This window comes from Lysinibacillus sp. ZYM-1, assembly GCF_001308875.1.
Taxonomy (GTDB): Bacteria; Bacillota; Bacilli; order Bacillales_A; family Planococcaceae; genus Lysinibacillus.
Map to the genome: position 1 here is coordinate 1 of NZ_KQ465163.1, position 14,384 is coordinate 14,384.

Sequence of the window (14,384 nt, forward strand, 5' to 3'; positions counted from 1 at the left end):
GCCCGTTAAATACCGACAATTGGCTGTTTAAAAGGTGTTTTCTTACTGTCTCAAAAACGACAGTCAGTGCCGTATAAGCGGGGCTTTTTTCATCTATATTACTGTAAGGAATTAGCTTGCATTTGATACATCTTTTCATAAATTCCGCCAACTGCCAGCAATTCATCATGTGTGCCATTCTCGACAATTTTCCCTCGATCTAACACAAGGATACGATCTGCGTTTTTAATTGTAGAAAGTCGATGGGCAATAATAAACGTTGTACGTCCTTTTTTTAGGACATCCATTGCATGCTGAATAATTTCCTCTGTCTCTGTATCAATATTGGATGTTGCTTCATCCAGTATTAAAATCGCTGGATCGAAGGCTAGAGCTCGTGCAAAGGAAATGAGTTGACGTTGTCCTGAAGATAATGTACTCCCCTTCTCAATCACAGGCTCATCATAACCATTTGGTAAGTTCGCTAAAACACGTTCTCCCCCTACAGCATTTAAAGAGGCCTCGATTTTTTCTGGAGAGATATTTGGGTTATTTAAGCTAACATTTGAGGCAATGGTTCCCGTAAACAAGTAAGGGTCTTGAAGCACAATTCCCATATGCTCCCGCATCGTTTGGCGAGGAACAGATGTGATATCAATGCCATCAATGGTAATTTTCCCTTTCGACGGATCATAGAAGCGGAAAAGTAAGTTCATAATCGAACTTTTCCCTGAGCCTGTATGACCAACTAGGGCGATAGTTTCGCCTTGATGGGCCTCGAATGAAAGATTTTTTAGTACATATTCATTATCCTTATAGGCAAAAGAAACATCTTCGAATAGCACATTCCCCTTATACCTTGGTAAACTTTTTTCTGAGACAGGTTCACCATCCGTATCTAGCACTTCAAAGACACGTTTCCCTGCAATAAGTGAACGTTCAAGCTGTGAAAATTGATTAACGATATTCGTAATCGGATTAAATAGCTTAGTTAAATAATCAACAAACGCATATAAGGTACCTGCTGAAATCACCTCAGTTGCTGTATATGACTGTGTACCAAAATAGATAATAAAGACCGTAAACATAATCATTCTTAATGTATTGACAAGGTTAAAGGAAGTCGCTGAATCAAGCACCAATAGCTTGCGTTCATAAGCGTAGTGCTCATTATTCATATCATCAAATTCCTTCGTCATTTGTTGCTCACGACGGAATGCCTGAATAATCGTCATACCTTGAATAGATTCATTAATCATGGCATTGATATCGGCAATTTTTGTACGGATGACATCATTATATTTGGAAGCAAATTTCCGATACAAAATCATCCATATATACACAATAGGAATCATCGTTAGAGCAAGCATAGCCATTTTCCAATTTAAAATAAAGAGTGCTATATATACGCCAAAGATGGAGATGAAGCTCGTCACAAAATTGGACAGTACCTGTACATATAAATTCCGAACTGCCTCTGTATCGTTCGTTACACGGGCAACAATTTTGCCTGCTGGTAAATTGTCAAAGTACTGGATCGGTAATGTTTGAATATGCTCAAACACATCTTTACGTAATTTTTGAACAACGCGATTAGCACCAATTTGTAAATAAATATACATAAAATAGCGTAAAATCGCTGTAGCAATGGCTAATAGTAAATAAACGATTAGTAACCATGTAATCGGTTTAATTTCAATATGACCAATCGTCATGTAATTATCAATAATATGTTTAGCAATGAATGGCCCAACAAGCTCTGTAAATACAGCAATTGTTAGGAAAAATAAGCCTAGTAATATCGGCTTTTTAAAATACATTGCATAGCGCATTAAACGTTGACTCGTACTCATGAGGCACCTCCCTCTAGCTGCTGACGGTCAAATTGCTCTTTATACCATCCTTGTTGTGAAAGAAGTTTCTCATGTGTTCCTTGCTCAACAACTTGCCCATCATCCAACACGATAATAACATCAGCATGTTGAATACCCGATAATCGGTGCGTGGTAATAATCGTTGTTTTTCCATGACGTTCTCGCTGAATATTTTCAATAATTCTTGCTTCAGTCTTCGCATCGACAGCGGACAATGAATCATCAAGCATTAAAATTTCAGGATCTTTAATTAGCGCACGAGCAATGGATACGCGTTGCTTTTGACCGCCCGAAAGAGATACACCTTTTTCACCAACAAGTGTTTCAAGACCCATTGATAAATTTTCTAAATCCTTTTCAAAATACGCCGCCCGTATTGCCTGCTGCAATTCTGCTTGCGTCGCATCTTCTTTCCCGAATAATATATTTTCACGAATGGTACGTGAGAATAACACATGATCTTGAGGCACATAGCCAATCCAATCGAGAATCTGCTCCTTCGTTTGAGCAGTAATATCAATACCATCAATGGAAAGCTGTCCCTGTCCGATTGGATATTCTCTTAATAATTGACGAAGGAAGGTTGTTTTCCCCGCTCCTGTCTTCCCAACAATTCCAAGCGTTTGGCCTTTTTTCAAGGACAATGAAATTTGTTGTAGGTTTTTCACTTGGCTCATTGGATATTGGAATGTTAAATCATCAAAACCAATTGCTTTAGGTGTCGCAATCATTTGTGGATTCGGAATATTTTGAACATCCGCCTCGTAGTTTAATGTTTCCTGCACACGATCCAGTGACGCATTCCCTTGTTGCATGACGTTAATCAGCTCTCCAATGGCAAATATTGGCCAAACAGCTAATCCTAAATAAACATTAAATGTGATAAGTTGCCCAACAGTCATGGCCTCTGTCGACACTAAATGTGCGCCGTAACCAAGCGCAACAACATAGCTGATTCCTGTACCCACTTTAGTAATCGGGCCAAATAAAGCGTTAATTTTAGCTGTATGAATATTTTTCGCATAAACGATTTCACTCATATCCGCAAAATTAGCCTCATCTTTTTTTTCCTGCACATAGGCACGCACCACTCGCACACCTGCTACAGATTCAAGGACACTATCGTTCAATTCTCCAAAAGAATCCTGAGCTTTCATATAACGTTCATGAACAATTTTCCCTAAATATTGAATGAGGATGGCCATGATAGGAACTGGTAACATGGCAAAAAGTGTTAACTTCCACGAAATCATATAGCCCATCGCAAAAATGATAAAACCCATATAAATCGTTGAATCAATCAACGTCATAATCCCAAACCCAGCGGTCATGGAAACTGCATTTAAGTCATTTGTTGCGCGAGCCATTAAATCCCCTGTGCGATTTTTTTCATAAAAAGTTGGGGTCATTCGTAAAAAATGCTGCATCAAATTTCGACGTAAAATTTTCTCAAGGTTAATAGCCCCTTCAAATAGTCGAAATTGCCACACAAAATTTAGCAGATAGCCCCCTATAATAATCCCGACAAAAATAAAGACATACTTCGTTAAAATAGCTGGTGTCATTTCCCCTGCCGTCAATATATCGATAATCGAGCCCAGTAAATATGGAGGAACAACCTCTAATCCACTGGCAATCATCAGTAGCACAATCGCGATCGTATATTGTTTCCAGTATTGTTTAAAAAACCAGCCTAATTTACTTAAAACGTCAAACATACATTATTACCTTCTTTCTTCCGTGCTGTTGTGGCATTGCTACCCACTTTCTAGAAATTCCTTTTTGAAAATCATTCGTCGTACTGTGTTTCGCATAAACATACACTCCTTTTTTGGGTTTTCACTATAACCTTTTTAGGCACCAAAAAAGACACATACCCCTCTAAAGAGCATGTGTCTCTTATTAAAGGCCGGATGAAATCCATGCCTTTTTGTGCAATCTTAAATAAGCGTTAGGCATAGACAATGTATGTAGCTGTGTTTGAATATGATGCTGGTAAAATTAACATTGTCATGCCCTCCTTTGGTTTATTTTTATAGTGTTCTTGAAGGTTATCACACTATAGAAATATTTGTCAACTATCACCCTGTTATTTTTTATCATTTCCGGGAAATAGTTAGCGCTTTAAAGCACTAAAACACAATTTTATACCAAAGGCCCAAAAGGAAAGCATGTTCGTCGTATATTGCTTTTTACATTACAATAATTTTTGATAGCTTACATTAACCTAAAGACTGAAATGAACAAACAGTGAAAAAAACTTACTCATATCAATTAGGACAGCATTGCATTCAACAACCTTCTGTCTTTCTAGACGCCTATATATCATCATTATTTTATTTATTATTTAGTAATTTATTAATTAGTTAATTATTACTTAGTAGTGGTGGATTTTCCGTTTCCGGTTTAACCGTATACGGATTATCCATAAACGGTGTTTTGATGTATTTCTAGCGACTCTTTATAAGCCAATAATTCAACATAATACTACTTAAAAATTTTCTTTATATACTATATCTATATATTATATTGTTTCTGCTTAGTTATTTTTCCTTTCTATAGTATTATCTATAAACTATATAAGTAGTTAAACATCATTTAGGGACATCAATCGTTCATTTTGTTAGAAGTTTAGATGTTGCTAACGCTATTTAATAAATTCCCAACATCGAAACATTTCTAAAAATTTCATCTCATGATACACTTTTCAATATAGTCATTTTAGTAAGGGGTCTTTACGTTGAAACCATTTTTCACTGTTGGGATTGGCGGAATTCTCGGAGCTGTTTGTCGGTATAGCCTTAGTCTTGCCGTCCCAAACTCAGGAGGATTTCCATCAACAACACTTTTTATAAATTTACTTGGCTGCTTCTGCTTAGCATGGCTTTTCACTACTTTTACAAAGCGCACACCGATCGTACTAGGGATTGGCACTGGCTTTTGCGGGGCATTTACCACCTATTCGACATTCTCCTTAGAAACACTGCTACTCCTTCAACATAGTGAGTGGCTACAAGCAATTCTCTATGTAGTCGTAAGTGTTATAGGCGGTTTACTTTGCGCATGGCTGGGGATTCGCGTAGCGAGGGGGCGAATGGCATGATTCTTGTCGGGGTTGGCGGATTTTTAGGCGCCATTTCAAGGTTTTATTTAGGTAAATTATTGGCCCATCCCTATCCATGGGCAACTTTTATAATCAATTGTACAGGTTCTTTTGCGCTTGGTCTTGTTTTTGCCCTACACCTGAGCGATTGGTTATGGCAGTTGATCGGCATAGGCTTCTTAGGAGCCTATACAACATTCTCGACTTTTGGGTTTGAATCGTTACAGCTGATTGAACAGCAAAAATGGGGACAAGTAGTAAGCTATATAGCTAGTACCTTACTTTTTGGCATACTGTTTGCCGCTATTGGTTATATAGTAGTGTAAAAAGAGGTGATATTATTGACACAGCCATCAAATGAGCTACTTCAAGAACTGGAACTTGAAATTGAACAAGCACTCTATTCCCTTATCGACCTAGAATTAGCAGAAAATTATGCTGCTATGAATACACAATTTGCTCAACTACTTGCAAAGGTTCAAGCAGCACAGTTAATTGATTATAAGCTTGATGTTCTCGTAGAGCCCCAAGCTTTTGCAACGGAAACTTGTATTCTACTACAAAGCTTAATTGAAGCAAAGGCAAGGCCCAATAAGCGGCATAGATTATTAACACATCGGATGATTTTAAAAATATGGTTACGGAAAAATCAACGATTCATAAAAGAATTTTTACCCCAAATGTTTTAGGCGCCACTTAGCTTGCAAGGGCGCCTTTTTAGATGGGTATTTGTTGTAACACTTCTTTTATTTTGCCCTCGATTGTTAAATCAAATGGCGTTGTATGCTGTGAAGTATCCAAATCTATATATACGGTTTTTCCTTTTGTCATCATTGGCAGTTGGTTCACTGGGTATACTTCGAGACTCGTTCCAATGACTAGGACAAGCTCGGCTCTTTGTATGGCCCCTATGTATTTATGCCAGCTTGTTTGTGGTAAGCTTTCGCCCAAAAGCACGACATTCGGACGTAATTTACTACTGCAATGTGAGCAACTAGCTTTCCTCATAAAGTCATCTATTGAAGCAGCTTGCTGGCTACGATGACAACGTATGGAACGTATAGAGCAGTGTAATTCCTCTACCTTTTGACTTCCGGCTATTTAGTGCAAGCCATCTACATGTTGAGTAGCCACTAATGACACGATTCCTCTTTGTTTTCAGTCCGCTAAAATATGATGACCTTCATGCGGCGCTGCTTACAACATATTTGGTATCTTCCACAGTAACAAGGATGCTGTAATCACATCCGCTCCTATGACACCAGCACAGCCATCGCAAGAATCACGCCTAAAAAAGTCGCTTGTAAAATCATATTAAAAATAATTGGAAGCCCATATAAGTTAGCGGCAAATACAGATAATACACCTAGAGTTGATGCTAAACCATTCATTATTTAATGTTATGCCTAGTGGCAATGTAAAACCATATATACTTTCTGGAACTTTAAGCACATCTCTTGCTACTTCCATAGAGGCTGGCAGTGTTGCACTACTCGATGTTGTACTCGCTGCTACAAGCATGCTACATGCCTCGATTTAAACCATGATTAGATCCAATTTATTATTAAAGTAAACACCTAAAATTCCATTTAACCCATATGTCTCTTTTGTAATTTCTACTTGTACTTTAAAGAAATCTGCATAAAGCCCTTTGATTTTATACTTTAAGTAGATAAATATTACTTGTATTCAGCAATATCTATTTATATTTCCCTAGTTTCTTCCCTTAGCCATACTCTCTCTTCTTCATTTAAATAAGGAACTAGCTTTGTGTATACCTCTTGATGATAATTGTTTAACCATTTCATTTCGCTCTCTGTTAACATCTCTTTATTTATACCGGCTAAATCAATAGGGCAATACGTGATTGCTTCAAACTTCATAAATTGACCAAACTCTGTTTTCTCGTCTTCAACTACTAACATCATATTTTCAATTCTAATTCCATATTTGCCTTCGAGGTATATTCCCGGTTCATTTGTAATAATCATGCTTTTTTCTAATATAACATTATTATTATCATTCCTTATGCTTTGAGGTCCTTCATGAACATTTAAGAAAAAACCTACCCCATGTCCAGTCCCGCATTTATAGTCCATGCCATACTGCCAAATTGGTTGTCTTGCTAAAACATCTAAGTTTGAGCCTGTTGCTCCATATAAATATTTTACTGAGCTTAATGCAATAAACCCTTTTAACACCAAAGTAAAATCTCTTTTTTGTTCATCGGTAAGTTTTCCTAAAACAATCGTTCTTGTAATATCAGTTGTTCCATCATAATACTGTCCACCTGAATCAATTAAAAAAAGACCTTCATTCTTGAGCGTAAATTGATTATATTTATTAGCTTTATAATGCATCATTGCAGCATGTTCTTTATAACCTGCTATCGTATCAAAGCTAGGTCCAACAAATCCTTCCTGCCCCCTTCTGAAATCTTCTAATCTTTCTTCGGCAGTAATCTCTGTAATTTCTTCTTTGTCTACAGCGCTTTTAAGCCATTTTATAAATTTCACCATGGCTAAACCATCTTTTATTTCACACCATTTTAAATTTTTTATCTCAACTTCATTTTTAATAGCTTTTAAATTAGTCGTGATGTTAGGACTTTCAATTTTCTTTGTATTACTGTTAATAGCATTATATAAGTTGATATTTGTTTTATTCGTATCTAAAATGATGGCATCTCCGCCTGAAAGATTTTCCAAGAATGTTTGTATTTCATGATTCGCTTTTAACTCGATTCCTTCAGCCTCTAGTTCTAATTTAACCAAATGGGGAACCTTGCAAGAATCAATAAATAAATAACATTTATGTTCTGCTACGATTACATTAGCTATTACAATTGGATTGTTAGGCACATCGTTCCCTCTTATATTCAAAAGCCATGCAATGTCATCAAGGGAAGTTAGAATATAATAATTTGCTCCTTTATTTTTCATTTCTTCTCTTACTTCATTTAATTTTTCTACTCTTGATTTGCCTGCATATTTTACTTCATGAGTAAACATTGGTCCTTTAGGAATCTCCGGTCTATCTTTCCACAGATCACCAATTAAATCTTGATTCATTTTTAATTCGATTCTCTTTGCCTTTAGATCTTTTTCCATCTTTTTTACCATATTAATTGAAAAAACATTTCCATCAAAGCCCACAATGCTTTCTTCTTTAAGAACATCCGTTAGCCATTCTGAATAAAATGGTACCCCTGGATCCATCATTCTAAATAATCTGATTCCTGAGTCCTCAAGCTGCTTTTCAGCTTGAATATAGTATCTACCATCTGTCCATAACCCAGCATCCTCTAATGTAATAACTACAGTACCTGCGGACCCTGTAAATCCTGATATCCATTGTCTACATTTCCAATGTTCTGCTACATATTCACTCTGATGTGCATCAAAACTGGGAATTATATAAGCATCCATTTGATTTTCTTTCATGAGCTGCCTTAACTTTTCGACCCTATCTCTAATATTCATTACTAATACCTCCATTTTCTATAAGACTAAATTCTTTACTTTCACGGTCATACAGCCATACAGCTAGTACTATACTAATTATCCCGGCTGTAAGCTTTGATATTATAAATGCTCCTATCATATCTGGTGCTACTCCTGACACAAATCCAAGTTGACCACCAAATACAAATGCTCCACTTACTCCAAAGGCAGTACATACCACTTTTCCTTTAGGATTCATTTCCTTATATGTTCCAAATATCAACAGATTACTAGCTAAACTTCCTAAAATCCCTGCTACAGACATCGAATTAATTCCAAACTTCTTCCCAATTTTTTCAAAACTATTTTTAAAAATCCGATTAATAAGTGCTAGCATAGGATATGCTCCACCTAGAACAAATGCGATCTTGGCTACTATAACAGTAGATTCAGATAGTGGTGTTAATCCTGAGACAAGCCTTACATCAAATATCACATCTATTCCTTGTAAAAGTAATCCGACAGTACTTAAACTCACTATAAGCTTTCCAAATAAATTAAAAACTTTTATAAAAACGTGAGGAACTTTTAATAATCCTGCCCCTAAAATAATGGCAAAAACAAATATAGGTACCAGATTCAACACTAATATATTGATATTTATTTTTTGCCATAAGCCAGCTACCAGACATCCTATTGGTATGGTAATAATTCCAACCAACACACCCTTAGAAAAATATTTTTCATCCTCTTTAGAGAGCATCCCTAACGCGACAGGTATTGAAAAACTGATTGTGGCTCCTAAAGTAGAGGCAATGATAATTCCTGAAAATGCTCCCATTTCTTCTGTCAATGCTAGCTGATTAGCCATTTGATAGCCACCCATATCTACAGCTAAAAATGTTGCTGGAACTATAGAGGGATCTAGACGAAAAACGCTACAGATTGGAATAATCACAACAGATAAAAAATTTGTAAATATAGGAACTAAAGAAATTATCCCTATCATCCCAAGCCCTAAAGTCCCCATAGTCTTTATGCCTTCTTCAAATTTCCCACCCAGTTTCAAATGATTCCCGGTAATATAATCAATAGCTCCAATTACAAAAAAAGACCCAATTAGATATAGTATTAATTTATCCATTGTTATTTATCACTTTCTATTAACTTTGTATAATGTCTTTACTAGTCAGCATCTGTATTATCAGACCCTCTATTGTAAATATAATTAGGCGTATTAACAGCTATAAGCTTGACCTTTTTATTAGTGTAATTAGCCCAATTGTGTGCAATACTTGATTCCATATGAATACTATCGCCAGGATATACTTCATGCCTCTTATCATTTATGTAAACTGTTAATATACCCTCTAAAACATAAATGAACTCTTCTCCCTCATGCTTATAGGATAATATTTCTTCATCTTTCTTTTGAGGAAGAATTTCTATAAGCCTTGGAACAAGTTGTTTATTTTCCAAATCTGTACTTAAACTATACTTAATAAAACCTCCTTCTACCGAATCCATTATTTCTTGTTCATAACTTCTTAAAACCACATCTTTCCTTTTAAGTGGATAGTCGAAAAAATGTGTTAAATGCACCCCCAAAGTATCAGCTAATTTTTCAAGTGAATCAACCGCTATGGTAGTAAGTCCTCTTTCTAATTGAGAAATAAATCCAACAGATAGTTCACTTTTTTCACTTAACTCTTTCAAAGTAATACCTTTTTCAGTCCTCAATTTCTTTATTTCCATTCCAATATTCATCATTTCACCTCAAATTTCATCTTCGTGAATAATATAATTCATTTTATAGCAATAAACAATGTCTAATGAAATTAATTTCATAATTATGAAATTAATTTCATCAGACATTATCATATATTCTCTAGAGAAAAGCCCGCATAGTTACATCCACTAGCACAAAAAAAGACGCTTGATCTATTAGATCTATGCGCCTAAATTGTTAAATACGAAAAAATGTTATCTTATTGTGCCTTGCTCAACTAAAGTACCAATAGCTCGCCCAAGCAAATTAATGGCTTGTTCAACCAGTGCATTAACTTGTTCTTTAATTGTAACGTCAGCTTCAATAGCTATGGCTTCTCCGCCTATTTTTTGAATATGGTTTACCACTTCAAATGCACTTTTCTCATTCGAACGGAAGTTTCCGACGATTTTTGCTCCCTTTAATGCAAGTAATTCAGCTGGTGCACGCCCAATACCTGAACTTGCTTCCCTTAAATCTTGAATGATTAATCCTCCCGAGATGATTCTTTAAAAGATAATGATAATGATTTAATTTTTCTCCATTAATATTTCTTTCGTAACAATTATGAAGAAGGTGTACAACAGAAGCTTCCTTAAGGATTGTAACCACTCTCCTAAACGTTCGATTGTCATTTTGTCATTCCTCTATTCATCGTTAAGTCTTGAAACAGCTATCTACAACTACTTCGACAATGAGCTTGTTTTTCCTGTGAATGGTGATCGAATTTAACCATTTTTGGAAGATTGTTTAGTAGGAAACTTCAATTTATTATTCACAGATAACATTCGTATGATTACAATGAAAATAACGATAACTGACAATTCAAGCGGGCTGCTCCACCCTGCCCATATACAAATCCCACATAAAAAAGTTAGGACGGCATGGATCTCTTCTCTTAATGCAAGTGGCGTTCTACCAGCTAACAAATCTCGAATCATGCCTCCGCCAACACCTGTAAACATAGAAGCTATAATAATGATACCAAGATCGTGATCCAAGCTTTTGGCTAACAAACCACCCTGTATAGCGAAAGAAGCAAGACCGATTGAATCAAAGAAATACCCCCAACGATTCCAGTGATGAATCCAATTTCTTTTGACAAATAAAATGGTCGTTAGCGTAACTAACACGACTAGTAATGATTGTCGCTCCCATATATTGGACACAGGTATATCGAGCACTACATTGCGAATAATGGAACCGCCATAAGAGGTTGTGAGACCTAGCACAAATATTCCTATAAATGAATATCTGGCCTGTAAGGCGACAAATGCGCCACTTATTGCATAAGCAATAATGCCAATAATGTGTAATACTGACCAAGTCATATGACCCAACTCCTTTTGTCTACATAAAAAAGCCCACCATAAAATAGTTGCGCATTCTTCACGCAAGCTATTTTATGGTGGGCTAATATTCTAGCAGTTTTACCTACTAAATTATCCATCTCACCAAATCTTCGTTCAAAATTTCATAGAAGTTCTGCAATGTTGATCTAACACAACGGCCATGAAATTTCTAATATAATTGATAATTGTAATGGATGTAGCTTAGAAATTCAAACTATAATATTAGTTACATTGTTTCATAGATGACCTGACCCATTTGAGATACATCATAATTTCCTAGTGCGGTTACTTCTGATTGAAAATATGGAGAAGTTAAAATCTCTTTCACCGTATTAATTAGTGACTTATTTTCAGGCGTTTTTAATAACACAATGTCATAACGCTCGCTGACTATAGGGATAAAATCGACATCAACAAGTTTGGCGATTTTTTCTATCCCTATTCCAACATCTGCGTGTCCATTTGCTACAGCGGAAGCCACATCGAGATGGCTCATTTCTTCCTTGTCATACCCGTCAATCGAAGATGGGGCTATGTGATGAATGCGCAATTGTTCATCTAATAAAATACGAGCACCCGAGCCTTTCTCACGATTGATCATTGTAAATGATTTTGACTGAAAATCTTTAAATGATTCTATTTGCAGTGGATTTCCTTGTTGAACATAGAAACCTGCTCTACGGGATACTACATTGAGGAGCAAAAAAGGATGGCTCACTAAAATCTTTTTTACATAAGGTGTATTATAGTCTCCTGTATCACCATCATACATATGTAAACTGGCAATATCACATTCTCCATTATACAACGCCATGACACCATTAAAACTACCTTCATGTGACCGCAATACTTTAATAAATTGTCTTTTCTCCATATATTTTGCCAATAAATCTAACACTAAATCTTGCCCACTAATAATAATTTTTGAGTGATGTTTCATTTGAGTAGCTGCTGCTGGCATCGATAGGGCACTACCCGTCTTCCGTTTTTGTATATAGCCTTGTAAATCAGCACGATCTACCCGCATTTGACGCCCTACTCGAAAAACAGGCAAATCTCCTTTTTTCACTAAATCATACACTGTTAATTTTGATACTTTTAATAATTGCGCTACCTCTTCAATTGTATAGGATTGTTCTTGTGACATATCATTCTCCTCCTATAAGCCTCTTCTTACATGGTAACTTATTTATATACACGTGAACATCTTGAAATTTTCTACCAATTACAGGTTTCTTTTTCACTTATAACTTATTATAATTAGTTATGTCTTGTTATAACGAGTTATAAAAGGAGTAAAATCAAAGTGAAAAAATTTTATAGTTTCTTCGCAACCTTGCTATTACTAGTTGGCCTATTAACAGCTTGTGGTGACCAAGAAAAAGAGCCCCAAGCAAAAGAACAAGTGGAATTAACAATTTCTGCGGCTGCTAGTTTACAAGATGCCTTAGAAGAATTGAAATCAACTTATGAAAAAGAACACAATACAATCAAAATCCTCTATAACTTTGGTGGTTCAGGTGCATTACAGCAACAAATTTTACAGGGGGCTCCTGCAGATCTTTTCTTTTCTGCAGCAGAAGATAAATTCGATGCTCTGGTAGAAAAAGAAATGATTGATCCGAAACAAGGGATGGATCTTTTAGCAAATGAATTAGTATTAATCGTTCCTAAGAACAATGAAAAACATATCCAATCGTTTGAAGATTTAAAACAAGCGGGAAAAATCGCACTTGGTACACCCGAAACTGTTCCTGCTGGACAATACGGTGTGGAAACGTTAAAAAATATGCAACTCTGGGAGTCACTTGAATCCAAAGTAGTGTATACAAAAGACGTACGTCAAGTACTTACTTATAGTGAAACGGAAAATGTAGATGCAGGAATTGTTTATAAAACGGATGCTCTTGTATCAGACAAAGTCGAAGTCGTTGCGACAGCAGATGATCAAACACACACACCAATTATCTATCCTGTAGGTGTCATCAAAAATAGTAAACATGTACAAGAGGCTGAAGATTTTTATCATTTTTTACAAAGTGATGATGCCATGAATGTCTTTAAAAAGTATGGGTTTAAAGGAGCTCAATAAAGGATGGGTGCCGATTTTTGGTCTCCGCTTAGGCTTTCGATTGAGATTGCCTTTGTCGCAGGTATCATTGCTATTATGGCAGGTATTTTAATGGGCAAGTGGATGGCGACCCATCATTTTAAGGGGAAATTATTCCTTGAAACGATGTTGCTATTGCCCTTAGTATTACCTCCAACTGTAGTAGGTTTCCTCCTTATCGTCATCTTTGGGAAGAATAGTCTATTAGGAAATCTGATTATCTGGCTTTTTGATCAGCCTGTCATGTTCACATGGTGGGCGGCCGTCATCGCCTCTACCATTGTAGCTTTTCCATTAATGTATCAATCGGCCAAAACTGGCTTTGCCTCTGTTGATCGTGATATTGAAAATGCAGCACGTGTGGATGGAGCAAAAGAATGGCAAATCTTTATGTACGTTTCTATTCCTCTTGCATTAAAGTCACTTGTTTCTGGAGGCATTTTGAGCTTCACACGCGCTTTAGGTGAGTTTGGGGCTACCTTAATGTTTGCGGGTAACATTCCAGGGAAAACACAAACAACCCCGCTGGCAATTTATATGGCCATTGATGCGGGTAACATGACCCTTGCCTGGACATGGGTTTTGTGCATGATGGCTATTTCCTTCCTTATGCTTCTTAGCATTCATATCCTAAAAGTATAAAAGAGATAGTTGGTTGGGACTGAACCCCATTAGTGAGACAGTCTCAAAAAAGCATCACCCAACCAGTTTCCGATAATTAATTGGAGACTGGTTGTTTAATTTCAATTGAATAC

General features: G+C 36.3%; 15 protein-coding genes. 5 read left to right on the plus strand and 10 right to left on the minus strand.

Annotated elements, in window-relative coordinates; all coding sequences use genetic code 11:
- Positions 1-98: 98 nt before the first annotated feature.
- Positions 99-1,832, minus strand: coding sequence for an ABC transporter ATP-binding protein (locus AO843_RS23145; RefSeq protein ID WP_054613410.1), 1,734 nt, complete (start codon positions 1,830-1,832; stop codon positions 99-101).
- Positions 1,829-3,571 carry an ABC transporter ATP-binding protein gene (locus AO843_RS23150; protein ID WP_054613411.1) on the minus strand — a complete coding sequence of 581 codons (1,743 nt, stop codon included), beginning with the start codon at positions 3,569-3,571 and terminating at the stop codon, positions 1,829-1,831. The genes AO843_RS23145 and AO843_RS23150 overlap by 4 nt, the downstream gene beginning before the upstream one ends.
- Positions 3,572-4,593: 1,022 nt before the next feature.
- Between AO843_RS23150 and crcB the strand changes: the two genes are divergently transcribed.
- The 3 genes from crcB to AO843_RS23165 are packed head-to-tail and all read left to right on the plus strand — an operon-like array spanning position 4,594 to position 5,645.
- Positions 4,594-4,956, plus strand: a complete 363-nt coding sequence (crcB, locus tag AO843_RS24355; protein WP_082389579.1) for a fluoride efflux transporter CrcB — start codon at positions 4,594-4,596, stop codon at positions 4,954-4,956.
- The gene (locus AO843_RS23160; RefSeq protein WP_054613413.1) at positions 4,953-5,282 is read left to right on the plus strand and encodes a fluoride efflux transporter FluC; all 330 of its coding nucleotides are present in this window, start codon (positions 4,953-4,955) and stop codon (positions 5,280-5,282) included. The genes crcB and AO843_RS23160 overlap by 4 nt, the downstream gene beginning before the upstream one ends.
- Before the next feature lie 6 nt (positions 5,283-5,288).
- Complete coding sequence (locus AO843_RS23165; RefSeq protein ID WP_231630241.1) at positions 5,289-5,645, plus strand: hypothetical protein; 357 nt, start codon at positions 5,289-5,291, stop codon at positions 5,643-5,645.
- A 28-nt stretch (positions 5,646-5,673) separates the two neighbouring features.
- On the opposite strand, the gene AO843_RS24360 is transcribed toward AO843_RS23165, so the two are convergent.
- From AO843_RS24360 to AO843_RS23195, 8 genes are all read right to left on the minus strand, one after another.
- A complete protein-coding gene (locus AO843_RS24360) occupies positions 5,674-6,057 on the minus strand; it encodes an SIR2 family NAD-dependent protein deacylase (RefSeq protein ID WP_255350400.1) in 384 nt (127 codons plus the stop codon).
- Between the two features lie 240 nt (positions 6,058-6,297).
- Positions 6,298-6,477 (minus strand): cation:dicarboxylate symporter family transporter, encoded by a 180-nt coding sequence (locus AO843_RS25305; protein WP_231630242.1) that lies wholly within the window; start codon positions 6,475-6,477, stop codon positions 6,298-6,300.
- A 182-nt stretch (positions 6,478-6,659) separates the two neighbouring features.
- Positions 6,660-8,438: an aminopeptidase P family protein gene (locus AO843_RS23175; RefSeq protein ID WP_054613416.1), complete on the minus strand. Its 1,779-nt coding sequence runs from the start codon at positions 8,436-8,438 to the stop codon at positions 6,660-6,662.
- A complete protein-coding gene (eutH, locus tag AO843_RS23180; protein ID WP_054613417.1) occupies positions 8,428-9,543 on the minus strand; it encodes an ethanolamine utilization protein EutH in 1,116 nt (371 codons plus the stop codon). The genes AO843_RS23175 and eutH overlap by 11 nt, the downstream gene beginning before the upstream one ends.
- Positions 9,544-9,584: 41 nt before the next feature.
- Positions 9,585-10,166, minus strand: coding sequence for a helix-turn-helix domain-containing protein (locus AO843_RS23185; RefSeq protein ID WP_054613418.1), 582 nt, complete (start codon positions 10,164-10,166; stop codon positions 9,585-9,587).
- Positions 10,167-10,382: 216 nt separating this feature from the next.
- Positions 10,383-10,673 carry an SDR family NAD(P)-dependent oxidoreductase gene (locus AO843_RS24370; RefSeq protein ID WP_082389580.1) on the minus strand — a complete coding sequence of 97 codons (291 nt, stop codon included), beginning with the start codon at positions 10,671-10,673 and terminating at the stop codon, positions 10,383-10,385.
- A 222-nt stretch (positions 10,674-10,895) separates the two neighbouring features.
- Positions 10,896-11,498 (minus strand): trimeric intracellular cation channel family protein, encoded by a 603-nt coding sequence (locus AO843_RS23190; protein ID WP_054613419.1) that lies wholly within the window; start codon positions 11,496-11,498, stop codon positions 10,896-10,898.
- 247 nt (positions 11,499-11,745) lie between these two features.
- On the minus strand, positions 11,746-12,666 hold the full coding sequence (locus tag AO843_RS23195; protein WP_054613420.1) for a helix-turn-helix transcriptional regulator: 921 nt from the start codon (positions 12,664-12,666) through the stop codon (positions 11,746-11,748).
- Positions 12,667-12,825: 159 nt separating this feature from the next.
- Here AO843_RS23195 and modA point away from each other — a divergent pair, with 159 nt between their 5' ends.
- Both modA and modB read left to right on the plus strand, forming a co-directional pair.
- Positions 12,826-13,611, plus strand: coding sequence for a molybdate ABC transporter substrate-binding protein (gene modA, locus AO843_RS23200; protein WP_054613421.1), 786 nt, complete (start codon positions 12,826-12,828; stop codon positions 13,609-13,611).
- 3 nt (positions 13,612-13,614) lie between these two features.
- The gene (gene modB, locus AO843_RS23205) at positions 13,615-14,271 is read left to right on the plus strand and encodes a molybdate ABC transporter permease subunit (protein WP_054613422.1); all 657 of its coding nucleotides are present in this window, start codon (positions 13,615-13,617) and stop codon (positions 14,269-14,271) included.
- Positions 14,272-14,384: the final 113 nt, after the last annotated feature.

Coding starts and splice junctions, on each gene's coding strand:
- eutH (WP_054613417.1), bottom strand. CDS start 9,543: ATGGATAAATTAATACTATATCTAATTGGGTCTTTTTTTGTAATTGGA.
- AO843_RS23150 (WP_054613411.1), bottom strand. CDS start 3,571: ATGTTTGACGTTTTAAGTAAATTAGGCTGGTTTTTTAAACAATACTGG.
- AO843_RS23160 (WP_054613413.1), top strand. CDS start 4,953: ATGATTCTTGTCGGGGTTGGCGGATTTTTAGGCGCCATTTCAAGGTTT.
- AO843_RS23185 (WP_054613418.1), bottom strand. CDS start 10,166: ATGAATATTGGAATGGAAATAAAGAAATTGAGGACTGAAAAAGGTATT.
- modB (WP_054613422.1), top strand. CDS start 13,615: ATGGGTGCCGATTTTTGGTCTCCGCTTAGGCTTTCGATTGAGATTGCC.
- AO843_RS23190 (WP_054613419.1), bottom strand. CDS start 11,498: ATGACTTGGTCAGTATTACACATTATTGGCATTATTGCTTATGCAATA.
- AO843_RS25305 (WP_231630242.1), bottom strand. CDS start 6,477: ATGCTTGTAGCAGCGAGTACAACATCGAGTAGTGCAACACTGCCAGCC.
- AO843_RS23145 (WP_054613410.1), bottom strand. CDS start 1,832: ATGAGTACGAGTCAACGTTTAATGCGCTATGCAATGTATTTTAAAAAG.
- AO843_RS23175 (WP_054613416.1), bottom strand. CDS start 8,438: ATGAATATTAGAGATAGGGTCGAAAAGTTAAGGCAGCTCATGAAAGAA.
- AO843_RS23195 (WP_054613420.1), bottom strand. CDS start 12,666: ATGTCACAAGAACAATCCTATACAATTGAAGAGGTAGCGCAATTATTA.